This window comes from Stenotrophomonas sp. T8, from assembly GCF_051853085.1.
GTDB classification, from domain to species: domain Bacteria; phylum Pseudomonadota; class Gammaproteobacteria; order Xanthomonadales; family Xanthomonadaceae; genus Stenotrophomonas; species Stenotrophomonas sepilia.
In genome coordinates, this window is record NZ_CP195329.1 from 143,233 (window position 1) to 168,530 (window position 25,298).

The 25,298-nt window shown below is 67.8% G+C and carries 26 protein-coding genes; 15 read left to right on the forward strand and 11 right to left on the reverse strand.

The window, feature by feature from the left end:
- The first annotated feature begins 198 nt into the window (after window positions 1-198).
- Window positions 199-1,128, forward strand: coding sequence for an oxygenase MpaB family protein (locus ACSDHM_RS00685; protein ID WP_072167724.1), 930 nt, complete (start codon window positions 199-201; stop codon window positions 1,126-1,128).
- 108 nt (window positions 1,129-1,236) lie between these two features.
- Here the strand turns inward: ACSDHM_RS00685 and ACSDHM_RS00690 are convergent, their stop codons facing one another.
- Complete coding sequence (locus ACSDHM_RS00690; RefSeq protein WP_072167725.1) at window positions 1,237-3,348, reverse strand: M13 family metallopeptidase; 2,112 nt, start codon at window positions 3,346-3,348, stop codon at window positions 1,237-1,239.
- A gap of 176 nt (window positions 3,349-3,524) precedes the next feature.
- Between ACSDHM_RS00690 and ACSDHM_RS00695 the strand changes: the two genes are divergently transcribed.
- The gene (locus ACSDHM_RS00695; RefSeq protein ID WP_088496439.1) at window positions 3,525-6,587 is read left to right on the forward strand and encodes a bifunctional diguanylate cyclase/phosphodiesterase; all 3,063 of its coding nucleotides are present in this window, start codon (window positions 3,525-3,527) and stop codon (window positions 6,585-6,587) included.
- Window positions 6,588-6,910: 323 nt separating this feature from the next.
- On the opposite strand, the gene ACSDHM_RS00700 is transcribed toward ACSDHM_RS00695, so the two are convergent.
- On the reverse strand, window positions 6,911-7,792 hold the full coding sequence (locus ACSDHM_RS00700) for a LysR family transcriptional regulator (RefSeq protein ID WP_072167727.1): 882 nt from the start codon (window positions 7,790-7,792) through the stop codon (window positions 6,911-6,913).
- A 96-nt stretch (window positions 7,793-7,888) separates the two neighbouring features.
- Between ACSDHM_RS00700 and ACSDHM_RS00705 the strand changes: the two genes are divergently transcribed.
- The 3 genes from ACSDHM_RS00705 (at window position 7,889) to ACSDHM_RS00715 (ending at window position 10,886) form a co-directional block, all read left to right on the forward strand.
- Entirely contained in the window at window positions 7,889-8,299 is a 411-nt protein-coding gene (locus ACSDHM_RS00705) for a DoxX family protein (RefSeq protein WP_061478627.1), read from the forward strand.
- A 31-nt stretch (window positions 8,300-8,330) separates the two neighbouring features.
- Window positions 8,331-9,119: a dioxygenase family protein gene (locus ACSDHM_RS00710; RefSeq protein WP_111008070.1), complete on the forward strand. Its 789-nt coding sequence runs from the start codon at window positions 8,331-8,333 to the stop codon at window positions 9,117-9,119.
- 117 nt (window positions 9,120-9,236) lie between these two features.
- Entirely contained in the window at window positions 9,237-10,886 is a 1,650-nt protein-coding gene (locus tag ACSDHM_RS00715; protein ID WP_088496430.1) for a Na+/H+ antiporter, read from the forward strand.
- 148 nt (window positions 10,887-11,034) lie between these two features.
- Here ACSDHM_RS00715 and ACSDHM_RS00720 read toward each other — a convergent pair whose 3' ends face one another.
- A complete protein-coding gene (locus ACSDHM_RS00720; protein WP_005415112.1) occupies window positions 11,035-11,283 on the reverse strand; it encodes a DUF3297 family protein in 249 nt (82 codons plus the stop codon).
- Window positions 11,284-11,373: 90 nt separating this feature from the next.
- Here ACSDHM_RS00720 and ACSDHM_RS00725 point away from each other — a divergent pair, with 90 nt between their 5' ends.
- Window positions 11,374-11,916 (forward strand): DUF6630 family protein, encoded by a 543-nt coding sequence (locus tag ACSDHM_RS00725; protein WP_188241540.1) that lies wholly within the window; start codon window positions 11,374-11,376, stop codon window positions 11,914-11,916.
- A gap of 94 nt (window positions 11,917-12,010) precedes the next feature.
- Here ACSDHM_RS00725 and ACSDHM_RS00730 read toward each other — a convergent pair whose 3' ends face one another.
- The 5 genes from ACSDHM_RS00730 to msrB form a co-directional block, all read right to left on the reverse strand.
- Window positions 12,011-12,286, reverse strand: a complete 276-nt coding sequence (locus ACSDHM_RS00730; RefSeq protein WP_061478631.1) for a DUF4031 domain-containing protein — start codon at window positions 12,284-12,286, stop codon at window positions 12,011-12,013.
- A 13-nt stretch (window positions 12,287-12,299) separates the two neighbouring features.
- Window positions 12,300-12,794 (reverse strand): hypothetical protein, encoded by a 495-nt coding sequence (locus tag ACSDHM_RS00735; RefSeq protein WP_005415115.1) that lies wholly within the window; start codon window positions 12,792-12,794, stop codon window positions 12,300-12,302.
- Window positions 12,795-12,891: 97 nt separating this feature from the next.
- Entirely contained in the window at window positions 12,892-13,830 is a 939-nt protein-coding gene (gene motB, locus ACSDHM_RS00740) for a flagellar motor protein MotB (protein WP_439426566.1), read from the reverse strand.
- 3 nt (window positions 13,831-13,833) lie between these two features.
- On the reverse strand, window positions 13,834-14,688 hold the full coding sequence (gene motA / locus ACSDHM_RS00745) for a flagellar motor stator protein MotA (protein ID WP_005407915.1): 855 nt from the start codon (window positions 14,686-14,688) through the stop codon (window positions 13,834-13,836).
- A 91-nt stretch (window positions 14,689-14,779) separates the two neighbouring features.
- Window positions 14,780-15,247: a peptide-methionine (R)-S-oxide reductase MsrB gene (gene msrB / locus ACSDHM_RS00750; RefSeq protein WP_005415117.1), complete on the reverse strand. Its 468-nt coding sequence runs from the start codon at window positions 15,245-15,247 to the stop codon at window positions 14,780-14,782.
- A gap of 140 nt (window positions 15,248-15,387) precedes the next feature.
- On the opposite strand from msrB, the gene ACSDHM_RS00755 reads away from it, so the two are divergent.
- Window positions 15,388-15,759 carry a classical arabinogalactan protein 4 gene (locus ACSDHM_RS00755; RefSeq protein ID WP_439426567.1) on the forward strand — a complete coding sequence of 124 codons (372 nt, stop codon included), beginning with the start codon at window positions 15,388-15,390 and terminating at the stop codon, window positions 15,757-15,759.
- Window positions 15,760-15,902: 143 nt separating this feature from the next.
- Entirely contained in the window at window positions 15,903-16,082 is a 180-nt protein-coding gene (locus tag ACSDHM_RS00760) for a lana protein (protein ID WP_072167733.1), read from the forward strand.
- Window positions 16,083-16,132: 50 nt separating this feature from the next.
- Here ACSDHM_RS00760 and ACSDHM_RS00765 read toward each other — a convergent pair whose 3' ends face one another.
- A complete protein-coding gene (locus ACSDHM_RS00765; RefSeq protein WP_005407919.1) occupies window positions 16,133-16,612 on the reverse strand; it encodes a winged helix-turn-helix transcriptional regulator in 480 nt (159 codons plus the stop codon).
- Between the two features lie 149 nt (window positions 16,613-16,761).
- On the opposite strand from ACSDHM_RS00765, the gene ACSDHM_RS00770 reads away from it, so the two are divergent.
- Both ACSDHM_RS00770 and alr read left to right on the forward strand, forming a co-directional pair.
- Window positions 16,762-18,066: a D-amino acid dehydrogenase gene (locus ACSDHM_RS00770; protein ID WP_111008072.1), complete on the forward strand. Its 1,305-nt coding sequence runs from the start codon at window positions 16,762-16,764 to the stop codon at window positions 18,064-18,066.
- The gene (alr, locus tag ACSDHM_RS00775) at window positions 18,045-19,112 is read left to right on the forward strand and encodes an alanine racemase (protein WP_188241539.1); all 1,068 of its coding nucleotides are present in this window, start codon (window positions 18,045-18,047) and stop codon (window positions 19,110-19,112) included. The genes ACSDHM_RS00770 and alr overlap by 22 nt, the downstream gene beginning before the upstream one ends.
- Window positions 19,113-19,207: 95 nt before the next feature.
- On the opposite strand, the gene ACSDHM_RS00780 is transcribed toward alr, so the two are convergent.
- Entirely contained in the window at window positions 19,208-19,771 is a 564-nt protein-coding gene (locus tag ACSDHM_RS00780; RefSeq protein WP_072167817.1) for a DUF3016 domain-containing protein, read from the reverse strand.
- A 244-nt stretch (window positions 19,772-20,015) separates the two neighbouring features.
- On the opposite strand from ACSDHM_RS00780, the gene ACSDHM_RS00785 reads away from it, so the two are divergent.
- Window positions 20,016-22,004: a hybrid sensor histidine kinase/response regulator gene (locus ACSDHM_RS00785; RefSeq protein ID WP_005415123.1), complete on the forward strand. Its 1,989-nt coding sequence runs from the start codon at window positions 20,016-20,018 to the stop codon at window positions 22,002-22,004.
- A gap of 43 nt (window positions 22,005-22,047) precedes the next feature.
- Window positions 22,048-22,341 carry a DUF3247 family protein gene (locus ACSDHM_RS00790; protein ID WP_019660923.1) on the forward strand — a complete coding sequence of 98 codons (294 nt, stop codon included), beginning with the start codon at window positions 22,048-22,050 and terminating at the stop codon, window positions 22,339-22,341.
- A gap of 70 nt (window positions 22,342-22,411) precedes the next feature.
- Here the strand turns inward: ACSDHM_RS00790 and ACSDHM_RS00795 are convergent, their stop codons facing one another.
- Window positions 22,412-22,675 (reverse strand): hypothetical protein, encoded by a 264-nt coding sequence (locus ACSDHM_RS00795; RefSeq protein ID WP_005415125.1) that lies wholly within the window; start codon window positions 22,673-22,675, stop codon window positions 22,412-22,414.
- A 158-nt stretch (window positions 22,676-22,833) separates the two neighbouring features.
- Here ACSDHM_RS00795 and ACSDHM_RS00800 point away from each other — a divergent pair, with 158 nt between their 5' ends.
- The 3 genes from ACSDHM_RS00800 to ACSDHM_RS00810 are packed head-to-tail and all read left to right on the forward strand — an operon-like array spanning window position 22,834 to window position 25,276.
- On the forward strand, window positions 22,834-23,898 hold the full coding sequence (locus ACSDHM_RS00800; protein WP_439426568.1) for a class I SAM-dependent methyltransferase: 1,065 nt from the start codon (window positions 22,834-22,836) through the stop codon (window positions 23,896-23,898).
- On the forward strand, window positions 23,895-24,596 hold the full coding sequence (locus tag ACSDHM_RS00805; RefSeq protein WP_072167738.1) for a pseudouridine synthase: 702 nt from the start codon (window positions 23,895-23,897) through the stop codon (window positions 24,594-24,596). Before ACSDHM_RS00800 ends, ACSDHM_RS00805 begins: the two co-directional genes overlap by 4 nt.
- The gene (locus ACSDHM_RS00810) at window positions 24,593-25,276 is read left to right on the forward strand and encodes an HAD family hydrolase (protein ID WP_072167739.1); all 684 of its coding nucleotides are present in this window, start codon (window positions 24,593-24,595) and stop codon (window positions 25,274-25,276) included. The genes ACSDHM_RS00805 and ACSDHM_RS00810 overlap by 4 nt, the downstream gene beginning before the upstream one ends.
- Window positions 25,277-25,298 lie beyond the last annotated feature (22 nt).

Here is a 25,298-nt window from a genome sequence, read left to right on the forward strand (position 1 = left end):
TTGACCGGTGGGAGTGAAAATTGATGCGACGCAGCATCGCGGTCACGGCCTGCGACAGGATGTCGCAGGGTGAAACGTGCTGCGACCGCACATGAAACCGTCGCTGAGCGGGGAGGCTCGCCGCCAGAGGCGTGATCGCCGAGAATCGGAGCCAACCGCGCAAGACGCGACTGTTCTTCCGCCTCTTCTGGACCTGTGATGCCGGCTTTGCTGCAGCGACTCTCCCGCCCCGTCACGGCGCCGATCCGACGCTGGGTACTGGACGCCTTCCCGCGCGGCCAGAGTGGTATCGACTACGACCATCCGCAGGGCGACCCGGGCTGGTTCGGCCCGGACAGCGTCACCTGGCGGCTGCACGCCGAATTTCCCTCGATGCTCGCCGGTGGCCTGTGCGCGCTGATGCTGCAGACCCTGCACCCACGCGCGCTGGCCGGGGTCTATGACCACTCCAATTTCCGCCAGGACCTGGTGGGTCGGCTGCGCCGCACCACGGCCTTCGTTGCCGGCACCAGCTATGCGCCCAGCGGCGAGGTGGAGGCGCTGGTGGCCAGGGTGCGCCGCATCCATGCGCAGATCCGCGGCCAGACCGCGCAGGGCGAGCCCTACGCCGCCGACGATCCGCAGTTGCTGACCTGGGTGCACGTGACCGAAGCCTTCGGTTTCCTGCAGGGGTTCCGACGCTACGGGCGCGAGGTGCCGGCGCACATCGCCGATCGCTATTACGACGAGTACCGTTGCGTGGCCGAGGCACTGGGCGCGGTGGATGTGCCGCGCAGCGAAGCGGAAGTGGCGGCGTACTTCTGTGCACGTCAGCCGGAGCTGCGTGTGGATGAGCGCTCGCGCGAGGTGCTGGAGGTGCTGTCCGGCGTGCGCCTGCCGGTACCGGTGCCGGGGCTGTCGCGCGAGGTGTTCCTCGGTGCGGGCGCGGCGCTGCTGCCGGACTGGGCCGAAGGCATGCTTGCACGCAGTGGCCGTCAGCGCGCCCAGGCTGCGGCGTCTGCGAAGCTGATGCAGGGCATGGCGCCGCTGTTCCGCCGTGCGCTGCCCGACGGCCTCGCCAGCCGCGCCTGTGCACGCATGGGCGCGCCGGTGGAGATCCTGCGCGAGTGGCCCGCGGTTGCCTGGTAGGTGCCAACCTTGGTTGGCACGCTTTTCGCGGTGCCGCGGAAGCGCCAACCAAGGTTGGCAGCTACCCGCAAGTGAAACGGGCGCCTTGCGGCGCCCGTTCCGGTTACATCACCACACCTTGACCCGCTTGTCCGGGGCCAGGTACAGCTTCTGGCCTTCCTTCACCTCGAACGCCGGGTACCAGGCGTCGATGTTGCGCACGGTCAGTGCGCGGAACTGGCCCGGTGCATGCACATCGGTCAGCAGCGAGTTGCGCAGCGCCTGCTCGCGGCTCTTGCTGCGCCACGCCTGGGCGAAGCCGAGGAAGAAGCGCTGGTCCGGGGTAAAGCCTTCCAGGGTCTGGCCCGGCTTGCCCTGCAGCGACAGCTGGTAGGCATCGTAGGCGGTGCCCAGGCCGGCCACGTCGGCAATGTTCTCGCCCAGGGTCAGCTTGCCGTTCACATGCACGCCGGGGAACGGCTCGTAGCTGCTGAACTGCGCGGCCAGCGCATCACCGGCGGCGTTGAACTGCTTCAGGTCCTCGGCGGTCCACCAGTTGTGCAGCTTGCCGGTTTCATCGAACAGCGCACCGGCGTTGTCGAAGCCATGGCTGATCTCGTGGCCGATCACCGCGCCGATCGCACCGTAGTTCACCGCGTCGTCGGCGGCGCCGTCGAAGAACGGCGGCTGCAGGATCGCGGCCGGGAACACCAGGCGGTTTTCCAGCGGTACGTTCATCGCGTTGATGGTCTGCGGCAGCATCGCCCACTCGCTGTGGTCGACCGGCTTGCCCAGCTTGGCGATGTTGCGCTGGTACTCGAACAGCTCGGCGCGCTGCGCATTGCCCAGCGGGTCATCACGGCGGATCTCAAGGCCGGTGTAGTCGCGCCACTTTTCCGGATAGCCCATGCCCACGGTCAGGCCGGCCACCTTCGCCTTGGCGCTCGCCTTGGTCTGCGGCGACATCCACGCCAACGCGTCGATGCGCTTGGCGAAGGCGGCGATGATGTTCTTGGCCATCTCGTCCGCGCGTTCCTTGGTCTTCGCGTCGAAGTGCTTCTCGACATAGCGCTTGCCGATCGCTTCGCCGACGGCATGGTTGGCATCATCGACGGCGCGCTTCCAGCGGTCGCTCTGCTGCGGCGTGCCGCTCAGCGCGGTGCCATGGAAGGCGAAGCGGGCATCGGCGAACTTCTTCGGCAGGTAGGCGGCGGCACGGTCCAGCGCGTGGAAGGCCAGGTAGTCCTTCCACACCTCCAGTGGCTCGGTGGCGACCAGCCTGGACAGGCCGGCCACGGCCTTGGGCTGCCACACGATGAAGTCCTGCTGCTTGCCCAGCGCGGCCGCGTCGAGGAAGGCGTTCCAGTCCATGCCGGGCGCCTTGGCATTGAAGTCGGCCTGGGTCCACGGATTGGCACCCTTGGTCACATCATTGGTTTCTTCCTGGGTGGCATGCGCCTGCGCGATCTTCGTTTCCAGTGCCAGGATGCGCTGCGCCTTGCCGGCCGGATCGGCCACACCGGCCAGCTGCAGCATCTGCGCGATGTAGGCCTGGTACTGCTTGCGCAGCTCGGCCATGCGGCCGCCGCCCAGGTAGAAATCGCGGTCGGGCATGCCCAGCCCGCCCTGCACCAGGTACGGCGCGGTGCGGTCCGGCTGCAGCAGGTCCACCGACACCCACAGGCCGAACAGGCGGTCGGTGTAGAAGTTGGTGGCATTGAGCAGGTCGACGTCGGCGCGCAGGTCGCCGCCGAGGGCGCGGGCCAGCCCGGCCTTGTCGGCGATCGCATCGATCGCCTTCAGCTGCGGCTCCACGGGTGCAACGCCGCGCTGCTCGATGCCGGCTTCGTCCATGTAGGCAGCGTAGTAGTCGCCGATCAGCTTGTCGTCACCGCTGGCCTTGGTGTTGCCGGCCGCCCCTTCAAGGATGGCGCGGGTGTCGGCCAGGGTCTTCTCGGCAATGACGTTGAAGCTGCCGAAGCGCGAGCGGTCGGCCGGAATCTCGGTGTTCTTCACCCAGGTGCCATTGGCGAAGCCGAAGAAGTCGTCGCCGGCGGCGATGCTGCGATCCATGCCGCTGGCATCGAAGCCGAAACTGCCCAGCATCGGCTTGGCCGCAGCGGGGGCGGCATCGGCCGGCGCGGTGGCACCGGCGGCCGGTTCGGCCGGGCGGTCACAGGCGGCCAGGGACAGGCTGGCAACGATGGCCAGCGCCAGGGTGGGACGGCGCAGCTTGGACATGGACTTCTCTTGCAGCGGAAAACCCCAAGTCTAATCCGCTCCGGCGCCACTGGCCGCGTCCTTGCGCCGCCCGTCCTGTGCAGGATCTGGCTGAACGCGCAGACGCGATCTTCACGCCGTCACCGGGGTGGTGCATGCTGGACCCTGGAGCCCTGCGCGGACACGGGGAGGTGGCCATGCGGGGGCGGGTCAGGCGTCAAGAATGGCGTCCACCGGCCGTTGAGGTCGGGGACGTGGAGGATTCGTTCGCGCATGAAGCCAGCCGACTGCACAAGGAACACCCGCCGATGCCCGCGCTGAAACGCGCGTTGGCCCGCCCGCTGCGCGCCATTACCTGGGGCGGAGTGCTGCTGGGCGTGCTGCTGGTAACCGGCCTGACCCTCATGCTGGTCAATGACTACCACCGCCGCCTGGAAGCGGCACAGCGGCAGAGCCGGGCGCTGGCGGTGGGCAGCGAGCGCCTGCTGGCGCTGGAACTGCGCAACCTGGAGCGCGCCATGTCCGGCATCGCCGCCGACGCCGCCGAGCTGTTCCGCAGCGTGCCGGCGCAGGCGCCGGCCTTGATGGATGCCTCCATCGGCGGGGTGCTGGGCCGGCATGCCGAACTGCACAGCATCGCCGTGCTCGACCGCCATGGCCGACCGTTGACGGCCGGCGAGGGCGACCTGCAGCTGCCGCTGTGGACCGACCCGCAGCGTCGTGGCCAGGGCAGCGCCCTGTACATCGGCCCGCCGCAGCGGGCCAGCGATGGCGGTTGGGTGGTGCCGTTGGCGCTGCCGATGGCCGGCGAACGCTGGCTGCTGGCACGGCTGCGCTGTGGCGAACTGCAACGCATCGTCGGCGGCCTCGATGTCGGCCCCAACGGACTGGTCTCGATCAGCGATGCCGAGGGTTACATGCTGGCCCGCGTGCCTGATCCGCACGGCACGGTGGGCCGCCGCTACGGCCTGCCGCGCCGTGACCTGCTCGGCACGCAGGCGGTGGTCGAGCTGGGCAGCGTGCCGGGTGTGGTCGACGGCGTACCGCGCATCATGACCATCAGCACGCTGGAACACAGCCCGCTGGCGGTGCAGGTCGGCCTGGCCGACGAAGACGTACTGGCGCCGTGGTGGCCGTACCTGCAGGCGTCGGTGGCGATCGTACTGGCTTACATCGCGGTGTTGCTGGTGCTGCTGTACGCCGTGCGGCGCAGCACCCGCAGCCAGCAGGCGATGGCCGAGGAGCTGAAAACAGGCCACGCCGAGCTGCGTCTTGCGCACCAGGTCGGTCGTGTCTGTACCTGGTACGTGGATGAGGACGCCGCATTGCTGCGCTGGTCGCCGCTGGCGCGCGAGATTTTTGGCGTGCAGACCGATGCGCTGCCGGTGGCCGATTTCTTCGCACGCGTGCACCGCGACGATGCCGCGCGCCTGCAGCATGCCTTTGACCAGGCATTCGCCGGCGGCGCCGTGCTCGACCAGGTGTTCCGCCTGGTATTGCCCGGGGGCGAGGTGCGCTGGGTGGGCGCGCGTGGGCAGCGGGTGGAAGTGGCCGACAGCGAGCGGCGCATGATCGGCGCGCTGACCGACCTGAGCGAGCGTTACCAGGCGCGCGAGCAGGTGAGCGAAGTGGAACGGCGCTTCCGGCTGCTGTTCGACCGCAATCCTGCACCGTTCTGGGTGTTCGACCCGGATACGCTGCGCTTCATCGAGGTCAACGACGCTGCGGTGCGCCAGTACGGCTACAGCCGCGACGAGTTCCTGGCGATGAGCATCCTCGACATCCGCCCGCGCGAAGGCTGGGACGAGGTGCGGGGTGCCATCCAGCGCGCACAGGTGGGCGATCCTCCGGACGCGACCGTGCGCCTGCACCGGCGCAAGGACGGTAGTGTGTTCGAGGTGCGCGCACACCTGTCCAAACTCGATTTCGATGGACAGCCGGCGTGCCTCGTGCTGGCCGAGGATGTCAGCGAAAGGCTGGCCTACGAGCGCGACCTGGCCTATCGGGCACGGCACAACCCGGCCACTGGCCTGCTCAACGTGCGCGCCCTGACCGAACAGCTGGACGAGCAGCAGCAGGGCTACACCATCGCCTTCGTGCAGTTGCGTGGCCTGCAGCTTGTGGCCGATACGCTGGGCCGTGAGATCGGCGATGCGGTGCTGCAGTCGATGGCGACCCGGCTCGGTGGACTGGGGGCGCGTTGCGGCACGCTGGCATTCCAGCCGGCGGAAGACTTCGTGTTCGCGATCGGGGCCGAGCACGATACCCAGCGCGTGCTGGATGACCTGCTGCAGATCGTGTCAGCGCCGATGCGTGGCAAGGATTCGCTGCACCAGTTCGAACCGCGCATCGGTGTGGCCGTGCACACTGCCGGCGACGGCCACAGCGCCGAGCAGGTGATCGGCATGGCCGCACAGGCCGCGCACGCGGCGCGTGCCGAGGGCAACGTGGTGGTCTGGTTCGATGCGGCAGTGACCACGCGGCTGGCCGACCGCCTGCGCCTGGCCGGGCGCATCCATGCCGCCATCGACAACGAATTCCAGCTGTATTTCCAGCCCATCCGGCATGCCAGCGATGGCAGCCCGGCCGCGCTGGAGGCACTGCTGCGCTGGCCGCAGGCCGATGGCAGCTTCATCCCGCCCAACGAGTTCATCCAGCTGTGCGAGGACACCGGGTTGATCCTGGCACTGGGCCGCTGGGTGATCCGCGCCGCGGCGAAGGCACAGCGCCGGTTGGTCGAGGCCGGTTGGGGCGAGCTGCCGATCGCGGTCAACGTGTCGGCAGTGCAGTTCTTCAACAGCGACCTGGTGGCCGAATTCACCCGCGTCCAGCAGGAGTTCGGACTGGCTCGCGGCGCACTGCACGTGGAGCTGACCGAGAGCAGCCTGATGCGCAAGCCGGCGCAGGCGATGCAGACCATGCAACGCCTGCACGAGCAGGGCATCCGCGTGTCGCTGGATGATTTCGGCACCGGCTATTCCAGCATGTCCTACCTGCAACACCTGCCGCTGGACATCCTGAAGATCGATCGCAGTTTCGTCGCCGACGTGGAAACCAATCCGCGCAACGCCTCGATCTGCCGCGCATTGCTGTCGCTCGGCCACAGCATGGGCCTGACCATCATCGCCGAGGGCGTTGAAACGCCGGGGCAGCTGGACTGGCTGGCCGCGCACGGCTGCGACCAGGTGCAGGGCTACCTGCTGGGGCGGCCGGCGCCGCTGGAGCGGATCATCGACGCGCTGGATGAAGTCCCTGCCTGATCGGGGCTTCGTATTTGCCGGCCAGCGGCCGGCACTACCCGACCGAAACATTACGGATTTTCGTATTTGCCGGCCAGCGGCCAGCACACCCGACTGAAGCATGACGGTAGTGCCGGTCGCTGGCCGGCAGGCGCCCGACCGAAGCATGACGGTAGTGCCGGCCGCTGGCCGGCAGGCATCCGACCGAAGCATGACGGTAGTGCCGGCCGCTGGCCGGCAGGCATCCGACTGAAGCATGACGGTAGTGCCGGTCGCTGGCCGGCAAGCATCAGACGGAAGCATGACGGTAGTGCCGGCCGCTGGCCGGCAAGCGCGAGACTCGGCTACACCCCGGCCTCCACCAGGTGGTTGATGAAACTGCGCACCTTCGGCGCCAGGTGGCTACGGCTGGCATACACCGCGAAGATGCCGATCGGCGAGGCCTCCCATTCCGGTAGCACGCGCACCAGGCGGCCATCGGCCAGCGCGTCTTTCAGCAGGAAGTCGGGTTGCAGGATCACACCCATGCCGGCGATCGCCGCTTCGCGCAGCACGTCGCCGTTGTTGGCGTGCAGCAGGCTGTTCACCGCCACCTTCACTTCACCGCCGGGTCCCTGCAGCGGCCAGTGGTCGCCAGCGGCCCAGTAGCTGTAGCTCAGGCACGCGTGATCCTGCAGGTCCTGCGGCGTCTGTGGGGTGCCGCGTGCAGCCAGGTAGGACGGCGCCGCGCACAGGCTCACCCGCGATTCGCCCAGCCGGCGCGCGATCAGCGCCGGGCTCGGCTCGCGGGTGATGCGGATGGCCACGTCGTAGCCTTCCTCGACCATGTCCACCAGGCGGTCGGACAGGGCCAGGTCCAGTTCCACCTGCGGGAAGCGCTCGCGGTAGCTGGCCAGCAACGGGCCAAGGCGGGCGATGCCCCAGCTGACCGGTGCGTTGATGCGCAGCGTGCCGGAGGGTTCCAGCGCCTGCGCGCCGATGCTGGCCTCCAGCGCGTCGAACTCGGCCAGCAGGCGCACGCACTGGGCGTAGTAGGCGGCGCCGGTGCTGGTGGGGCTGACCCGCCGGGTGGTGCGGTGGAGCAGGCGGGTGGACAGGCGCTTTTCCAGTGCCGCGACCTGGCGGGTGACGCCGGCGGTCGACATGTCCAGGGCCTGCGCGGCGGCACTGAAGCCGTTGCGCTCGACCACCGCTACGAACACGCGCATCGCCTCGAGGGTGTCCATTGTTGCGTCTTCTGAAATAAATAAGGTCAAACGATCGTATTTATCGTCTCATGAAGGCGCAATAACCTGTCTCCACTCCCGTCAAGGTGCTTTGCCATGCACACCACGACCGCTCCTGTCTCGCCGCTGGCCCCGTACGGTGCCACCCTGCTGCGCCTGGCCCTGGGCGTGCTGTTCCTGGTCCATGCGCTGATCAAGCTGCTGGTATTCACCCCGGCCGGTACGGCGGCATTTTTCGAATCGCTGGGCCTGCCCGGCGTGCTGGCTTACCTCACCATCGGCGCCGAGCTGGTGATCACCACTGCGCTGCTGCTGGGCATCTACGCGCGCTGGGTGGGCCTGGCCGGCGTCCCGTTGCTGCTGGGCACCATCGTCACCGTGCACGGCGCCAACGGCTTCGGTTTCGCCAATGCCGGCGGCGGCTGGGAATACCCGGCGTTCTGGGCATTGGCGCTGGTGGTGCTGTTCCTGGTCGGCGACGGCAAGTGGACCCTGCGTTCGCGCTGATCGCCGCCTGACCCTGCAACCGGAGGATTCCATGTCCCGCCTGCCTTCGTTGTACATCTCCCACGGCTCGCCGATGACCGCCCTGCATCCGGGCCAGGTCGGCGTGCGCCTGGCCGAGCTGGCGCGCGACCTGCCGACGCCGCGCGCCATCGTGATGGCCTCGGCGCACTGGCTGGGGCGGCAGCCGCAGGTCGGCGCGCATCCGCAGCCGCCGACGATCCATGACTTCGGCGGCTTCCCGCGCGCACTGTTCGAACTGCAGTACCCGGCGCCGGGCGATCCGGCGCTGGCCGAAGACGTGGCCGGCCGCATCGCCGCTGCCGGCCTGCCGGTGGCGCTCGACCCTGAGCGTGGCCTCGACCATGGCGCGTGGGTGCCGCTGCGGCTGCTGCGCCCGCAAGCCGACATCCCGGTGGTGCCGCTGTCGATCCAGCCGCTGCTCGGCCCCGGGCACCAGTTCGCGCTGGGCCGCGCGCTGGCGCCACTGCGAGAGCAGGGCGTGCTGCTGGTCGGCTCGGGCAGCATCACCCACAACCTGCACGACTGGGGCGACTACCAGGACGGCAAGGAAGCGCCGTACGTGCGGCCCTTCATCGAATGGGTGGAACAGCGCCTGGCCGCCGATGATCGCCAGGCCCTGTTCGACTACCGCCGGCAGGCGCCGTTCGCCGAACGCGCGCACCCGACCGACGAGCACCTGCTGCCGCTGTTCTTCGCGATGGGCGCAGCCGGCGAGGACAGCTTCGGTGCGCGCCGCATCGATGCCGGCATCGATGCCGGCTTCCTCGCCATGGACCTGTACCGCTTCGACGGGGCATGAGCCGGGGCTGACGCGCGACCGCCCCGGCCGTCGCGCTCATGGCCGCATGTGGTAGTTTTTTCCGGGTTTCCGGCGCTGGCCTTCGAGCCTCCCCGCGCGCCGCTTCCTGGAAGAAGCATGCATACCATTGAAGTCGTCCTGGCGATGCTGGTGGCCGTTGTCGCCAGCGGCTACCTGGTTCGCGTCCTCCCGTTCTCGTTGCCGCTGCCGCTGGTGCAGATCGGCCTGGGCGCGGTCATCGCCGGGGTGTTCAACCGCGGCCACGCGCTGGAGCCGGAAGTGTTCTTCCTGCTGTTCCTGCCGCCGCTGCTGTTCCTGGATGGCTGGCGCATCCCCAAGCAGGGCCTGTTCCGCGACAAGGGCGCGATCCTCGAGCTGGCGTTCGGCCTGGTGGTGTTCACCGTCATCGGTGCCGGCCTGCTGATCCACTGGATGATTCCGGTGATGCCGCTGGCGGTGTGCTTTGCGCTGGCGGCCATCGTCTCGCCGACCGATCCGGTGGCGGTCGGCGCGATCGCTTCCAAGGCACCGATTCCCAAGCGACTGATGCACATCCTGGAAGGCGAGTCGCTGCTCAACGATGCGTCCGGCCTGGTCTGCTTCCGCTTCGCGGTGGCGGCGGTGATGACCGGTTCCTTCTCGCTGGCCACGGCCTCGCTGACCTTCGTGTGGGTGGCGGTGGCCGGCCTGGCCGTGGGCGTGGCGGTTACCCTCGGCGTGTCCACGTTCCAGCGCTGGCTGTGGCGCCGCTTCGGCGAGGAACCGGGTGCGGCGATGCTGGTCAACCTGCTGATCCCGTTCGCGGCCTACCTGCTGGCCGAAGAAATCCATGCCTCGGGCATCCTCGCCGCAGTCGCCGCCGGTATCGCGATGAGCTACGTCGAGCTGACCGGCCGTGTCTCCGGCAGCATGCGCGTACAGCGCGCGGGCGTCTGGAACATGCTGCAGTTCAGCTTCAACGGCATCATGTTCGTGCTGCTGGGCGAGCAGCTGCCCGGTATTGTCGAACGTGCCACCACCACCATGAACGAGACCGGCCACCAGAGCGCGTGGTGGCTGCTGGTGTACGTAGTGGTGATCAACCTGGCACTGATCCTGTTGCGCCTGCTGTGGGTATGGCTGTCGCTGCGCTGGAACCTGCTGCGTGCACGCCGCCGAGGCCTGGAACGCGGCGAGGCACCGAACTGGCGCATCGTGGTGGCGACCTCGGTGGCCGGCGTGCGCGGTGCGATCACCCTGGCCGGCGTGCTGACCCTGCCGTTGTTCCTGCCTGATGGCAGCGCGTTCCCGGCGCGCGACCTGGTGATCTTCCTGGCCGCGGCGGTGATCCTGTTCTCGCTGGTCGGCGCCAGCGTGGCGCTGCCGCAGCTGCTGAAGGGCCTGCAGCTGCCGGCCGATTCGGGCGAGCGCAAGGAAGAGGACCTGGCACGCCGGCTGTCGTCCAAGGCCGCGCTGGCCGGGGTCGAGCGCATGCGCCAGCAGCTGGTGATGAACCAGAACACCGAGAACGTGCAGCTGTACAACGACGCTGCCTCGCGGGTGAGCCTGCTGTACCAGCGGCACCTGGAGAAGGACAACGACGGGCCCGACGTGGACCCGGAGAAGGTGAGGCGCATGGAGCTGGGGTACCGCCAGCTGCGCAGCGCCGGCCTCAATGCCGAGCGCGAGGAACTGTTCCGGTTGACCCGGCGCGGGGTGATCTCCGATGAGATCTCGCGGCGCCTGATCCGCAACCTGGACCTGCTGGAATCGCGCAAGCGCGAGTGACGCCTGGGACCGGGCGTTGCAGACGCTGACGCGGATTCCGCCCTGGCATGTAGAGCCGAGCCCATGCTCGGCTGCGCTTGCTTCAGGCGTCATGAACCCGGAACGAAAAGCAGCCGAGTACAGGCTCGGCCCTACATGCCGGTGCCGGTTATTCCGGCTTCTGGTCCAGGAAATACACCTCGACCTTGCCCTTGACCTTGATCGTCATCGGGTTGCCACGGCGGTCGCGGGCCTTGCCGGCCTGCACGCGGATCCAGCCTTCGCTGACCGAATATTCCTCGACGTTGTCGCGCTCGACGTCGTTGAAACGCACGCCGACGCCGCGCTCCAGCGCCTGCGCATCATGGAAGGGGCTGGCCGGGTTGATCGCCAGGTGGTCGGGAGGGGTATCGCTCATCGCTTCATTCACAGTGACGGCCACCAAGGCCGGCTTCAGCGGCACAGGATAAACCGTAGAATGCCGGCCTGCCCCAGAGGACGTTCCGCCATGCCCGACAACAGCGACTATTTCGACTTCGAGGAAGACATCCACGACTTCGACGAGGATGGATTCGAGGCGCGGGTCTGGAACCTGCTGGTGCTGATCAACCCGGGCGACGAAGAGTTGGCCCTGCAGCAGTTCAACCGCTGGCGCGAGCACCTGTCCGAGGACGGGCAGCCGCTGGAAGCGGACAGCGACTGGCTGCCGGCGCTGTTCACCGCCATCGCCTGGCAGTCCGGTTTCGATGTGGAGCGCGACGACCTGGAATCGCTGCAGTCGGCGGTCAACGAGCTGGCGGCGCGCTTCAACCTGCAGCTGGACTGGGGTGGCGACCTGGACGACGAGGACTTTGCCGAAGGCCTGGACGGCGTGCAGCTGATGGCCACCGCCTTCGACCGCCTGCGCGAGCACAACTACACGCTGTGGAGCGTGGATGCCGGCAGCCACGGCTTCACCGGCGTGATGGCGCTGACCCGTGACGACGACGCGATGCTGGCGCTGTGCTCGCTGCTGAACGTGGAAATCCGGCTGGGCAGCGACCCGTTCTGATCGGGCCTGTAGAGCCGAGCCCACGCTCGGCTGCATTTCGCGTAGAGCAGCCGAGCATCGGCCCGGCTCTACAGGAGGCAAACGGCAGCCGAGCCTATGGCCGGTATTGCGCCCGGGCGTTGGCGATCACCGCCTTGACCAGTTCGCGCTCGGTGTGCCGGGAAATCGCTCGCGCGCCAAGCGCGATCGCCTGCGCGCGCAGCTCGACCGTGACATCGTAATGGGCACCGCTGGCCTTGTTCTGGAAGGCCCGCGGTGGGATGCCGAGCTGCGCCGCCATCGCGTGCAGCTCGGCCAGGGTGTCGGCCATCAGGTGCGCCCAGCGCTGTCCGCGCCAGGGATGCACCGCGTCATCGACGTAGACCGTCACCGCCGCGGCCGGTTCAGGCCTGCGGCTTGCTGTCGCTGTCAGCGGCCGGGCTGGCCTCGGCGTCGGCAGCAGCTTCAACCACATCGCCTTCGGCGGCCTCAGTGGCTTCTTCGCCTTCTTCGGCTTCCACGGTCTCGAACTCGGACACCAGCTTGTCCAGGTACTCGTCAGCGGTCTGGCCGGATTCGGCGGCCAGGGTGTCCAGCAGCTTCTGCAGCAGCTCGGAATACTCCAGGTTGACCTTGCGGCCTTCCTTTTCCTGCACGTTGGACAGGTGCTTGAGCATGGCCAGCATCGGCACCGGGTTCTCGGCGTTGCCCATGGTCTGACCACCGATGGCCAGCAGCCATTCGCGGCCCTGCAGGCCGATGGCGGCGACCACCTGGCCGTCTTCGTTGGTCAGCACGGCATGGTTCTGCACCTGCTGCTGGGCATTCAGGCGCAGGAACGGGCGCTTGGCCTGCTGCTTCTTGCGCTTGTCGCGCTTGGCCTTGGAGTTCTGGGACATGGGGTGGGGTCACCTGGAAACGGAAAGACCGCCATTGTAGCGGCCGCACGCAGGTGGGGTCAGATCCCTTTCCAGGGGAAAGGGATCTGACCGCGGTTCAGTGCGCCTTACCCTGCGCGGCCTGCACGTCCGGGTCGGCGGTCGGCGCCGACAGCCCCACCTGCGGACCGGCACCGGCCAAGGCGGCCGCTTCGGCGGCCTGGGTCATCACCACGATGCTGATGCGGCGGTTGATCGGGTTCTGCGGGTCGGCCTTGTCGAACAGCACCGATGAAGACAGGCCGACCACGCGGGTGATCTTGCTGTCCTCCAGGCCGCCGTCCACCAGTGCACGGCGTGCAGCGTTGGCGCGGTCGGCGCTCAGTTCCCAGTTGCCGTAGCCACGCGCAGCCGAATAGGCGGTGATGTCGGTGTGGCCGGTCAGGCTGATCCGGTTCGGCACGTGGTTCAGGTACTCGGCCAGCTCGTGCAGGATCTGCTGCGTGTACGGTTTCAGCGTGGCGCTGCCGAGGTCGAACATCGGCCGGTTCTGCTTGTCCACGATCTGGATGCGCAGGCCCTCCGGGGTCAGGTCCAGCAGCAGCTGGTCCTTGAACGGCTCCAGGGCCTGGCTCCTGCTGATCGCTTCCTGCAGCTCCTTCATCAGTGCTTCCAGCTGCTGCTTGTCGCGCTGCTGCTGGTCCACCGGCTGCGGTACCGCTTCCTTCTGGTTCTGGAAGGGGTCGTTGCTGTTGCCACGCGAAATGTCGGTGGCACCGCCCAGCTTGATCATCGAGGTGCTGGCGCCGCCCGGGCCGGCCATGCCGGGCGCCGGCGTGGCGCTCTGACCGCTCAACGGGCTGGGGTTGCGGAAGTACTCGGAAATGGCCGCACGGTCGTTCTTGTTGGTGGTGGCCATCAGCCACAGCACCAGGAAGAACGCCATCATCGCGGTCACGAAGTCGGCATAGGCCACCTTCCACGAACCACCATGATGGGCGGCGTGGCCGGCCTTCCTGACCCGGCGGACGATGACGGTGGGCTTGTTCTCGGCCATGGCTTACTTGACCGTCTTCAGGTGCTGCTCGAAATCGGAGAAGGCCGGGCGCACGTTCGACGGCAGGGTCTTGCGGGCGAACTCCAGCGCGATCTTCGGGTTGTAACCGCGCAGGCAGGCCAGCAGGGCGGTCTTGACCGATTCGTAGATGCGGCTGTCCTGCTCGGCGCGGGCCTCCATCGCGGCGGCCATCGGGCCGACGAAGCCGTAGCCCAGCAGGATGCCCAGGAACGTACCGACCAGCGCGCCGGCCACGTGGCCACCGACCTCGACGATGTCGCCACCGATCGAGCCCATGGTGATGACGATGCCCAGCACCGCGGCGACGATGCCGAAACCGGGCAGCCCGTCGGCGACCTTGGTCAGCACCTGTGAGGGTGCCATGGCCTCGGCGTGGTGCTTTTCCAGCTCCAGTTCCAGCAGCGGTTCCAGCTCATGCGGCTCGATGTTGCTGCCGATCATCAGGCGCAGGCAGTCGGTGATGAAGTCGATCAGGTGGTGGTCGGCCTGCACCTTGGGGTAGTTGCCGAACAGCGCGCTTTCGGCCGGGCGCTCGACATGGTCTTCCAACGCCATGAAGCCTTCGCGGCGGGCCTTGTTGAGCAGTTCATAGAGCAGGCTGAGCACATCGATGTAGTCCTGCTGCTTGTAGCGCGGGCCCTTGAACACACCCACCATGGCCTGCAGGGTCTGCTTGACCGTCTTGGCCGGGGTACCGACCAGGAAGGCGCCGAGCGCGGCGCCGCCGATGATGACCAGCTCATAGGGCTGCCAGAGGGCACCCAGGCGGCCGTGGGCACCGAGGTAGCCCCCGATCACGCTGATGATGACGACCAGGAATCCAACGATGATGAGCATGGGGCGACGCAAGGAGAGGGGATATCTCCTTGTCGGCCCGTCGCCCGGTTTTCTGAAGAGGGAATTCTGTGAAATCGGTCAGCGGGGTGTTTCAGCCCGCCACGCCGCTTTCTGCGCCGCCACGCTGCAACGGATCGGGCCAGGGCTCGCCATTGCCGGTGAACGAAAGTGAGACGGAGTTCAGGCAGTGGCGCTCGTAGGTGGGCGGCGGACCATCCGGGAACACGTGGCCCAAGTGGCTGCCGCAGCGCGCGCAGGTGATCTCGGTGCGCACCATGCCGTGGCTGGTATCACGGATCTCGCGCACGTGCGCCGGGTCGAACGGGGCAAAGAAGCTGGGCCAGCCGGTGCCGGAATCGAACTTGGTGCTGGAGCGGAACAACGGCAGCGCGCACAGCCTGCAGCAGTAGACCCCCTCGCGCTTGTTGTCGAGGAACACGCCGCAGAACGGCGCCTCGGTGCCGTGCTGCAGCAGCACGCGGCGCTCCTCGCTGCTGAGACCAGCGATCAGCGCCTCGGTCTGGGTGGCAGTGGGGGGCGTCAGGTCGAAGGCGGTCATGGCGGCGCTCCGTGGGGTCGATGGCCTGGGGATGGCGGAAAACGTGGGGGTGAAAGCGCAACCTTGCAAGTATGATGGCCGTTCATGGGCGGCACACAGGGGCAGGCGCAAGGTGAACGCGATCCACGCCGGAGCGTGCCATGAAACCGATCCTTCCCCTGCTGCTGGCCCTGTTGCCCATCGTGGCGCTGGCGCAGGTACCGACCGCCGACCCGACTGCGACCCGCAGCGCGACCACCGTGGCGCCGCAGCCCGTGGCACCACCGGCACAGGCCGCTCGCCCGCAACCGCAGGTGCTGCCGTCGCCGCAACCGGTGCAGCCGATCAAGTCCACCGGTCCGGCCCGGGTCGCGCCGGCGCCGGTGCCGAAGCCGGCCGACAAGGTCTATGACCGCAATGGCCGCATCGTTCCTGGCGTGCGCCCGGCCGGCCCGAACCGCGTGTTCGATTCGCGCACCGGCCGCTATTACGACAGCGTGCCGGCCGGCGATGGGCAGCAGATCAAGCGCTGAGCCCTGGTGCCACCAGGGTTTGCTGCTGGCTGACGCTGAGCGGGCTGAACGCACGAAAACAGCATCCAGCCGATCACTGCTTTTTCGCCTGCGATTAACCGTTGCGGGACCACCGTGGCCCTGCGCCGGCATTCCGCCGCCGCATGTCCTTCGTCCACTGGATCGCGACCATGAAAAACCAGCAGAACCGTCATCCCGGCAAGGAACCGCAGGGCCGTAACCCGCAGCAGCAACAGCAACAACAGCAGATGGAGCCGCAGCCGCCGCACAAGGGCGGCAAGCAGCAGGAACAGCGCTCGCAGAAGCATCCGCAGCAACGCTGACGGATCCGGCGTCGGAGCCCGCGTTGCGGGCTCTGACCTGATCGCCGGCCTCAATCCGGAATCGGCAGGCTCAGCGTCTCCTTCACCTCTTCCATCACGATGTAGCTTTTCGACTCACGTACATGCGGCAGTGTCAGCAACGTGCTGCCGAGCAGCTTGCGGTAGGAAGCCATTTCACTGATCCGTGCTTTCAGCAGGTAATCGAAGTCGCCCGACACCAGGTGGCATTCCAGCACGTTGGGCAGCTTCAGCGCGGCGCGGCGGAATTCCTCGAAGATGTCGCCGGACTTGTAGGCCAGGCTGATCTCCACGAACACCAGCAGGCTGGCCTTCACCGCGGCCGGGTCGAGGTGGGCGTGATAGCCGGTGATTACCCCTTCGCGTTCCAGGCGGCGTACCCGCTCGGTGCACGGGGTGGTCGACAGGCCGACCCGCTCGCCCAGCTCGGTGAAGGAGATGCGGCCTTCGGCCTGCAGGATGCGCAGGATCTTGCGGTCGATCTTGTCCAGTTCGCGGGTACGGGTGGCCATGGCCGTCAACCTTGGGGAATGAATTGCAGGAGAACATCCTGCCGGTTGATTTCAATTCAGGCAAATCAACTGGTATTGGCTGTCTATACTTCCCCAATTATGGCCCCGGCACGCTCCAGTGCAGGGAATGATCGGGTTGGAGAAGTCCCATGCGAGTCCTAGTTCTCGGCAGCGGCGTGATCGGCACTACCAGTGCCTGGTACCTGCGACAGGCCGGGTTTGAAGTCACGGTCATCGACCGCCAGCCCGGCCCAGCGCTGGAGACCAGCTTCGCCAATGCCGGCCAGCTGTCGTTCGGCTACACCTCGCCGTGGGCGGCGCCGGGCGTGCCGAAGAAGGCGATCGGCTGGCTGTTCGAGAAACACGCGCCGCTGGCGATCAAGCCGGGCATGGACCTGGCCCAGTACCGCTGGCTGTGGCAGATGCTGCGCAACTGTACCCACGAGCGTTATGCGATCAACAAGGCGCGCATGGTGCGCATGTCCGAGTACAGCCGCGACTGCCTGAACGAGCTGCGCGCGCAGATCGGCATCGAATTCGAAGGCCGCGACCTGGGCACCACCCAGTTGTTCCGCACCCAGCAGCAGCTGGATGCCTCGGCGCAGGACATCGAGATCCTGGCCCAGTACGGCGTGCCGTACGAGGTGCTGGACCGGGCCGGCATCATCCAGGCCGAACCGGCCCTGGCCCACGTCGATGGCCTGGTCGGCGCGCTGCGCCTGCCGCGTGACCAGACCGGCGACTGCCAGCTGTTCACCCGCCGCCTGGCGCAGATGTGCGTGGATGCCGGCGTCGAATTCCGCTTCGACCAGGACATCACCGGCCTGGAATTCGATGGCGACCGCATCACCGGCGTGCGCATCGACGGCAAGCTGGAAACCGCCGACCGCTTCGTGGTTGCGCTTGGCAGCTACTCGCCAGCGCTGGTTGCACCGCTGGGCATGCGCCTGCCGGTGTACCCGCTGAAGGGCTATTCGCTGACCCTGCCGATCACCGACCCGGCGATGGCGCCGACCTCGACCATCCTCGATGAGAGCTACAAGGTGGCGGTGACCCGCTTCGACGACCGCATCCGTGTCGGTGGCATGGCCGAAGTGGCCGGCTTCGACCTGTCGCTGTCGCAGCGCCGCCGCGAGACCCTGGAACTGGTGGTCAGGGATCTCTATCCGAAGGGCGGCGACCTGTCGCGCGCGCAGTTCTGGACCGGCCTGCGCCCGGCTACGCCGGACGGTACGCCGGTGATCGGCGCCACGCCGTTCCGCAACCTGTACCTCAACACCGGACACGGCACGCTGGGCTGGACCATGGCCTGCGGCTCAGGCCGCTACCTGGCCGACCTGATGAGCGCGCGACAGCCGCAGATCAGCACCGAAGGCCTGGATATTTTCCGCTACGGCCAGTACGGTCACGCGCCGCAACTCGAGAACCGCACATGCGTCCTGCCCGCGCGCTGATCGATCTGGACGCCCTGCGCAGCAACTACCGGCTCGCCCGTGAACTGGGCGGTGGCAAGGCCCTGGCGATCATCAAGGCCGATGCCTATGGGCATGGCGCGGTGCGCTGTGCGCAGGCGCTGGAGGGCGAGGCCGATGGATTCGGCGTGGCCACCATCGAAGAGGCACTGGAGCTGCGCAAGGCCGGCATCCGTGCGCCGATCCTGCTGCTGGAAGGCATCTTCGAGCCCAGCGACATGGCGCTGGTGGCCGAGCATGACTTCTGGTTCGCCGTCGGTTCGCCGTGGCAAGTGGAGGCACTGGCGGCGTTCGACAGCCCGCGCCCGTTGACGGTGTGGCTGAAGCTGGACAGCGGCATGCACCGCCTCGGCCTGGACGTGGACAGCTTCCGCGCGGCGCATGCACGCCTGTCGGCGCTGCCGCAGGTCGAGCGCATCGTGCTGATGACCCACCTGGCACGTGCCGACGAACTGGACAGCGAGCGCACCCGCGAGCAGGCCGCAACCTTCGCGCGCGCCATTGATGGATTGGAGGGCGAGACCAGCGTGTGCAACTCGCCGGCGCTGCTGGGCTGGCCGGAGGTGCGCAGCGATTGGGTGCGCCCGGGCCTGATGCTGTACGGCGCCAACCCGCTGCCGGATGACACCGCGTTGACCGCGCGACTGCGCCCGGTGATGACGATGCAGTCCAAGGTGATCGCCGATCGCTGGATTGAAGCCGGTGAACCGGTGGGATATGGCGCGCGCTTCGTGGCCAAGGCGCGCACCCGCGTGGGCGTGGTCGCGCTTGGCTATGCCGACGGTTACCCGCAGTTCGCCCCGAACGGCACCCCGGTGCTGATCGACGGCCAGCCCGGCGGGCTGATCGGGCGCGTGTCGATGGACATGTTGACGGTGGACCTGACCGCGCATCCGCAGGCCGGCATCGGCAGCGTGGTGGAGCTGTGGGGTTCCGCGCCGAAGCTGTCGGAGCTGGCGCCGCGCTGTGGCGTCAGTGCCTACCAGCTGCCGTGCGCGGTCAAGCGCGTGGCGAAGGTGTACGTGTAGAGCCGAGCGCACGCTCGGCTTCCGTAGCGGCCGACCCTGGTCGGCGCTGTGAATGCGTGTCGGCCAAGGTCGATACCTGCCGATGGGCCTACGGCCTACCGTGCTGCGGTGGCCTGCGCTGTCAGCTGCCGCTTCACCCAGTCGTCGATCAGGTGCTTTTCGTAGCGCAGTGGATCGCTGTCGCTCTTCAGGCCGATGTTGTGCAGGTAGCCGGTATCGCTCAGGCGCGCGTCGCCCTCGCTGATGATGCGGCCGCTGGCGTCCTTCAGCGTGTACTGCAGGCTGATCCGCGGTGGGTAGATGTCGCGCATGATCCGGATGTCGCGGCCGCGCGGGCCGTGCCACGGCTCGTAGTCACCGGCGCGCTTGATGTCGACCAGGGTCACATCAAGCGTCTGTCCCGGTTGCAGCGGTTTGGCGGCAGCGGTCTGCAGGTAGCGTGCCAGCTGCTGCACCCAGTCGCCACGCTCGGCTTCGAAGCGGTTGGTACTCTGGCGGATTTCGGTGAACTTGGCCGGATCGTCCCACTTCACGCTGACCGGGCCATCGGCCTGCAATGCGCGGGGAGCTTCCGGGTCGGTCACGGTGCGCGGGGCCGCGCTGGCGCCGCCCGCCGCCAGGGCGCCTGCCAACAGGGCAATCGCGAGTGAGCGTTTCATCACGGTCTCCTGCGTCCCCTCGATGGGGGCGATGTTGATCACAGATCGAGTGTGATCCTGCTTCCCGGTGTCGGCAATGGCCGCATGCGTCGTCTGCAAGAGCGGTTGCCGCCAATTCATCGACGTCAACCATGACTGACGGCGCTTGACGCTGTGAATACGCCCTTTGGAAGATGCTGTGCCTCCAACCTGGCCTGCACAGACACCCTTGTCCACACTGCCGCCCCTTGTGGAGCGCCCACCGATGACGGTGCCGGCGCCCGAACCCGACCTGCATCATGGCGTGCTTGAGCGCATCAACGCCGGTTTCTGCGTGATCCAGGTGCTGTTCGAGGGTGATCGTGCGGTCGACTACCGCTTCATCGAGGTCAACGATGCCTTCGAGCGCCACACCGGGCTGAAGGATGCGCGTGGAAAGCGCATGACGGCGCTGGAGCCCGGCCATGAGCAGGACTGGTTCCGCATCTATGGCGAGGTCGCACGCAGCGGCCGCCCGGCCCAGTTCGAGATGGAGGCGCGTGCGCTGGGCCGCTCGTTCGCGGTGGATGCGGTGCGCGTGGGCCGGCCGGGCGAGGACAAGGTCGGCATCCTGTTCTTCGACATCACCGCACGCAAGCAGATGGAAGTGGAGCTGGGCGAAAGCGAAGCCCGCTTCAGTGCGCTGGCCGACGGCCTGCCGATGCCGGTGTGGGTCTTGGACGAGCGCGGCCATGCCCGTTTCGTCAACAGTGCCTTCAGCGAGTTCTTCGGCGGTGACGAGACGCGCGTGCCGGAGGACGTCTGGCGCGGCCTGGTGCATCCGGACGACGCATCGGTCTTCGAGTACGAACTGCAGGAAGCATTGAAGGCGCAGCGCTCGATGCATGCGCTGGTGCGCGCACGCCGTGCCGATGGCCAGTGGCGCTGGCTGGAGATGAACGCCCGCCCGCGCTTCTCGCGCATGGGCCGCTTCATCGGCCTGGCCGGCAGCAGCCCGGACGTGACCGAACGCCGCGAGATCGAGCTGGCCCGCGAGGAACTGCTGCAGTCCGAGCGTGCCGCGCGCAGTGCTGCGGAAAACATGGCGCGGCTGAAGGATGAATTCCTGGCCACGCTGTCGCATGAGCTGCGTACGCCGTTGACCACCATCCTCGGCTGGAGCGAATTGCTTCTGCAGCGAGTGGACAACACCAGTCCGCTGTACAAGGGCCTGAACGTGATCGCCAACAGCGCCGGTGCGCAGAAGCGGCTGATCTCGGACATGCTCGACCTCAGCAGCATGCTGCTGGGCAAGGTGCAGCTGGAGGTGGAAGTGCTGGACCTGTGCGCGGTGCTGGGTGAGGCGATCGGCGCGCAGGAACTGGTGGCCGAAGGCAAGGCGCTGGACGTGCACCTGCAGCTGCCCACGCAACCCAGCCTGGTGCTGGGCGACGCCACGCGCCTGCAGCAGGTGTTCTGGAACCTGCTCTCGAACGCGATCAAGTTCACCCCGGCTGAAGGCCGCATCGACCTGCAGCTGCGGGCCGACGGCAACTACTGGGAGATCACCGTGCGTGACAGCGGTGATGGCATCGCACCCGAATTCCTCAATCATCTGTTCAGCCGCTTCCGCCAGGCCGACGGCACCACCACCCGCCGCCATGGCGGCCTGGGCCTGGGCCTTGCGATCGTGCAGCAGCTGGTCGAACTGCATGGTGGCACGGTCACTGCGGCCAGCGAGGGCCACGGCCACGGCGCGACCTTCACCGTGCGCCTGCCCCAGCATGTTCCCGATGCCGAACGGCGGCCGCTGCGTGAAGTGATCAGCGGGCCGATCCTGGAGCCGGTGATCGTCGAGCCGTATCCGCTGCGCGGCATGCATGTGCTGGCGGTGGAAGACCAGCCGGAAGTGCTGGAGTACTTGCGGCGCATGCTGGAAGAGCAGGGCGCCAGCGTGTCTGCGGCCAGTTCGGCTGGCGAAGCGCTGGCACTGCTGGCCGACACCGGCCACCTGCAATACCACGTGCTGCTGACCGACATCGGCATGCCGGGCATGGATGGCTATGGGCTGGTGCGCACCTTGCGCGAGGACATGGGCGTGGATGCGGCGACCTTGCCTGCGGTGGCGGTGACTGCACTGGCGCGTGCCGACGACCGTCGCCGCGCGCTGGCCTCGGGCTTCCAGGAGCATGTGGCCAAGCCGTACTCGGTAGCGCAGCTGGTGGCTGCCGTGCGCAAGGTGCAGGTGCCGCGCGCGGACAGCGCGCTGCACTGAACATTCACGGCCGATCGGCGACCCTGCAATCAGGAGGTCGCCGATGTCCCGTATAGCTCCACGTATCCACACCGATCCGGCGCAGATCGCGCGCCTGGAAGCCCTGCTGCCGCAGCTGGATGGCGAAACGCAGGTGGAACTGATTCTGCACGATGGCCGCCGCCTGCTCGGCACGGTGGCGGTGAGGCCAACTGTGCAGCAATACCGCAACGCCGCTGGTGATGAAGGCAGCAACGGCCAGTTGCGCCTGGATGACTACGACACGCCGGTGCAGCAGCACCATGTGTGGCTGGATGAAATCGCCAGTATCAACCGCCTGCCACCCAAGGCGCCTTGATCCGGTGTAGAGCCGAGCCCACGCTCGGCTCTGCCGCCGCCCGAGCGTGGGCTCGGGCGCTACGGATGTGTCAGTGCTCGAACAACGTCGGCGTCGCCTCGAATCGGCGTGCGTACGCACGCTCCTCTGCAACCCTCGCCACCTCGTCATCGGCCAGGTCCGGTGCCCCATAGACGGCGTAGGCAACGCTGCCGTCGGCACCATGACCGATCTGATGCAGCCGGTAGCGCGAGTGGCCGCCGCCGGTGTCCTCGGGGTAGTGCACGGGCGGATGGCTGCCTTCCAGGTCCATTTCACTGTTGTCGACCACGCCACCGACGAACAAGGCTCGCATGCAGGTTCTCCTGGGTTTCCGGGGGGAGCCTCTACCCTGAACGTTTCAATGTTTCTGGCGGATCAAGGCCCCGTTCGGGTTTCGCAAAGCGGGCCGCCGGGGCCGGCCCGGCCAAGCCGGTACAATGGACGGCCCTCACGCTTGAAGTACCCGCGCCGATGGCCTCCAGCGACGACGCCCCCCTGCAGACCCTGCTCCTGCCGTTCTCCCAAGGCGCCCTGCGCTGGCCGGAGGGCCCGGTGGCCTTCCTGCGTGCCCGCGATGGCTGGCCATTGCGCGAAGTGGCCGGCAACCGCGAGGTGCACTGCGAACAGAGCTTCGCCCCGTTCGCGCAACCGCTGCAGCAGTCTGCCGGCTGGACCGTCAGCGGCCAGCTGGATGACGCGGCCGGCAAGGGCCGCTACCCGTTGGTGCTGGTGCTGCCGCCGCGCCAGCGCGAAGAAGCCCGTGCGCTGTTCGCCCGTGCGCTGGCGCTGGTCGCCGATGGCGGCCGCATCGTTGCCTGCCAGTCCAACAACGAAGGTGCGCGTTCGGGCGAGGGCGACCTCAAGCAGTTGGCCGGCCTCGGTGGCTGCCTGACCAAGAACCACTGCCGCGTGTACTGGACCGCCCCGCTGCAGGGCCGGCACGACGTTGACCTGGCCAAGCGCTGGTCGGCGCTGGATGCGGTGCGCCCGATCGTGGGCGGTCGCTTCCTCAGCCGCCCGGGCGTGTTCGCCTGGGATCGCATCGATCCGGCGTCGGCGCTGCTGGCCGAGCACCTGCCGGCCGACCTGGCCGGACGCGCCGCCGACCTCGGCGCGGGCTACGGCTATCTGTCGCGCGAACTTCTGGAACGCTGCCCGAAGATCACCGCGCTGGACCTGTACGAGGCCGAGCAGCGCGCGCTGGCACTGGCCGAGCTCAATCTGGCGCCGCCGCCGCGACCGCTGCCGCTGCGTTTCCTGTGGCAGGACGTCACCGCCGGCATCGAGCCGGGCTACGACGTCATCATCAGCAACCCGCCGTTCCACACGCCTTCGCGCGCTGACCGCCCGGACATCGGCCAGCGCTTCATCGCCGTGGCTGCGCAGGCGTTGCGCCCGGGCGGGCGCCTGTACGTGGTGGCCAACCGCCACCTGCCTTACGAGCACACCCTCAACGACAGCTTCGGCGCGGTGCGCGTGGTCGCCGAGCGCGACGGTTTCAAGCTGGTGGAAGCCGTGAAGGGGAAGGGCAAGTGAAGCTGGTCAAGCACATCGCCAACCTGGGCTATGGCAGCCGCAAGCAGGTGCAATGGATGTTCCGCGAAGGCCGCGTCACCGACGCCGATGGCGAGGTGCTGTATGCCGACGACCAGGTGCCGCATGACGCCATCCGGGTCGATGGCGAGCCGCTGGACCCACCGCCGGGGCTGTCGATCGCGCTGCACAAGCCGGCTGGCTACACCTGTTCGACCAAGGACACCGGGCGCCTTATCTACGACCTGTTGCCGCCGCGCTTCCGCGACCGCGATCCGGTGCTGTCCACGGTCGGCCGCCTCGACCGCGAGACCAGTGGCCTGCTGTTGCTGACCGACGATGGTGGCCTGCTGCACCGGATCATCTCGCCGAAGTCGAAGCTGCCGAAAGTCTATGAGGTCGAGTTGAGCGAGGACCTGCGCGGCGACGAGGTGGCGCTGTTCGCCAGCGGCACGCTGATGCTGGAATCGGAGAAGACGCCCCTGCTGCCGGCTGAACTGGAAGTGCTGGATGCGCGCCGTGCGCGGCTGGTGCTGCACGAAGGCCGCTACCATCAGGTACGCCGCATGTTCGCCGCCACCGGCAACCACGTGCAGGCCCTGCACCGCAGCCGCGTCGGCGGGCTGGACCTGCAGGGGCTGGACGAAGGGCAATGGCGGCAGCTCACCCCTACCGACCTGGATACGCTGTTCGCTCCATGACCCCCATCGCTGCGCTGCCGTTTCTTCCCGACGCCGTCATCTTTGACATGGACGGCCTGATGATCGACAGCGAGCGTGTCTCGCTGGCCTGCTGGGGCCAGGCCGCCGATGAATTCGGGCTGGGCCTGGACGAGGCGGTGTTCCTGCGCATGGTCGGCCTCGGCGACCGCGATTCGCACGCGCTGCTGCGCGCGCAGGGCATCGAGGACAGCGTGATCGATGCGGTGGCCGCACGTTGCCACGACCTGTATGAGGCACGCACACAGACCGGGTTGCCGTTGCGTCCGGGCATCCTGGAACTGCTGGAGCTGCTGAAAGTGCACGCGGTACCGCGGGCGGTGGCCACCACCACGCGGCAGCCGCGGGCCAACCGCAAGCTGGCCGCTGCTGGCCTGCTGCCGTATTTCGATGCGGTGATCACCAGTGGCGACGTGGCGCGGCCGAAGCCGGCGCCGGATATCTACCTGCTGGCCGCGCAGCGATTGGGGCAGGTGCCCGGGCGTTGCCTGGCGCTGGAGGATTCACCGGCCGGTACGCGCGCGGCGCTGGCGGCTGGCATGACCGTGATCCAGGTGCCGGACCTGGTGCATCCGGATGAAGAGCTGCGTGCCCTGGGCCACCGCATCGTTGGATCCCTGGTGGACGCGCACGCGCTGCTGCTGCCGTTGCTGCCGAAGTAAGGTGGGTGCCGACCGTTGGTCG

Coding starts and splice junctions, on each gene's coding strand:
- ACSDHM_RS00685 (WP_072167724.1), top strand. CDS start 199: ATGCCGGCTTTGCTGCAGCGACTCTCCCGCCCCGTCACGGCGCCGATC.
- ACSDHM_RS00690 (WP_072167725.1), bottom strand. CDS start 3,348: ATGTCCAAGCTGCGCCGTCCCACCCTGGCGCTGGCCATCGTTGCCAGC.
- ACSDHM_RS00695 (WP_088496439.1), top strand. CDS start 3,525: ATGCGGGGGCGGGTCAGGCGTCAAGAATGGCGTCCACCGGCCGTTGAG.
- ACSDHM_RS00700 (WP_072167727.1), bottom strand. CDS start 7,792: ATGGACACCCTCGAGGCGATGCGCGTGTTCGTAGCGGTGGTCGAGCGC.
- ACSDHM_RS00705 (WP_061478627.1), top strand. CDS start 7,889: ATGCACACCACGACCGCTCCTGTCTCGCCGCTGGCCCCGTACGGTGCC.
- ACSDHM_RS00710 (WP_111008070.1), top strand. CDS start 8,331: ATGTCCCGCCTGCCTTCGTTGTACATCTCCCACGGCTCGCCGATGACC.
- ACSDHM_RS00715 (WP_088496430.1), top strand. CDS start 9,237: ATGCATACCATTGAAGTCGTCCTGGCGATGCTGGTGGCCGTTGTCGCC.
- ACSDHM_RS00720 (WP_005415112.1), bottom strand. CDS start 11,283: ATGAGCGATACCCCTCCCGACCACCTGGCGATCAACCCGGCCAGCCCC.
- ACSDHM_RS00725 (WP_188241540.1), top strand. CDS start 11,374: ATGCCCGACAACAGCGACTATTTCGACTTCGAGGAAGACATCCACGAC.
- ACSDHM_RS00735 (WP_005415115.1), bottom strand. CDS start 12,794: ATGTCCCAGAACTCCAAGGCCAAGCGCGACAAGCGCAAGAAGCAGCAG.
- motB (WP_439426566.1), bottom strand. CDS start 13,830: ATGGCCGAGAACAAGCCCACCGTCATCGTCCGCCGGGTCAGGAAGGCC.
- motA (WP_005407915.1), bottom strand. CDS start 14,688: ATGCTCATCATCGTTGGATTCCTGGTCGTCATCATCAGCGTGATCGGG.
- msrB (WP_005415117.1), bottom strand. CDS start 15,247: ATGACCGCCTTCGACCTGACGCCCCCCACTGCCACCCAGACCGAGGCG.
- ACSDHM_RS00755 (WP_439426567.1), top strand. CDS start 15,388: ATGAAACCGATCCTTCCCCTGCTGCTGGCCCTGTTGCCCATCGTGGCG.
- ACSDHM_RS00760 (WP_072167733.1), top strand. CDS start 15,903: ATGTCCTTCGTCCACTGGATCGCGACCATGAAAAACCAGCAGAACCGT.
- ACSDHM_RS00765 (WP_005407919.1), bottom strand. CDS start 16,612: ATGGCCACCCGTACCCGCGAACTGGACAAGATCGACCGCAAGATCCTG.
- ACSDHM_RS00770 (WP_111008072.1), top strand. CDS start 16,762: ATGCGAGTCCTAGTTCTCGGCAGCGGCGTGATCGGCACTACCAGTGCC.
- alr (WP_188241539.1), top strand. CDS start 18,045: ATGCGTCCTGCCCGCGCGCTGATCGATCTGGACGCCCTGCGCAGCAAC.
- ACSDHM_RS00780 (WP_072167817.1), bottom strand. CDS start 19,771: ATGAAACGCTCACTCGCGATTGCCCTGTTGGCAGGCGCCCTGGCGGCG.
- ACSDHM_RS00785 (WP_005415123.1), top strand. CDS start 20,016: ATGACGGTGCCGGCGCCCGAACCCGACCTGCATCATGGCGTGCTTGAG.
- ACSDHM_RS00790 (WP_019660923.1), top strand. CDS start 22,048: ATGTCCCGTATAGCTCCACGTATCCACACCGATCCGGCGCAGATCGCG.
- ACSDHM_RS00795 (WP_005415125.1), bottom strand. CDS start 22,675: ATGCGAGCCTTGTTCGTCGGTGGCGTGGTCGACAACAGTGAAATGGAC.
- ACSDHM_RS00800 (WP_439426568.1), top strand. CDS start 22,834: ATGGCCTCCAGCGACGACGCCCCCCTGCAGACCCTGCTCCTGCCGTTC.
- ACSDHM_RS00810 (WP_072167739.1), top strand. CDS start 24,593: ATGACCCCCATCGCTGCGCTGCCGTTTCTTCCCGACGCCGTCATCTTT.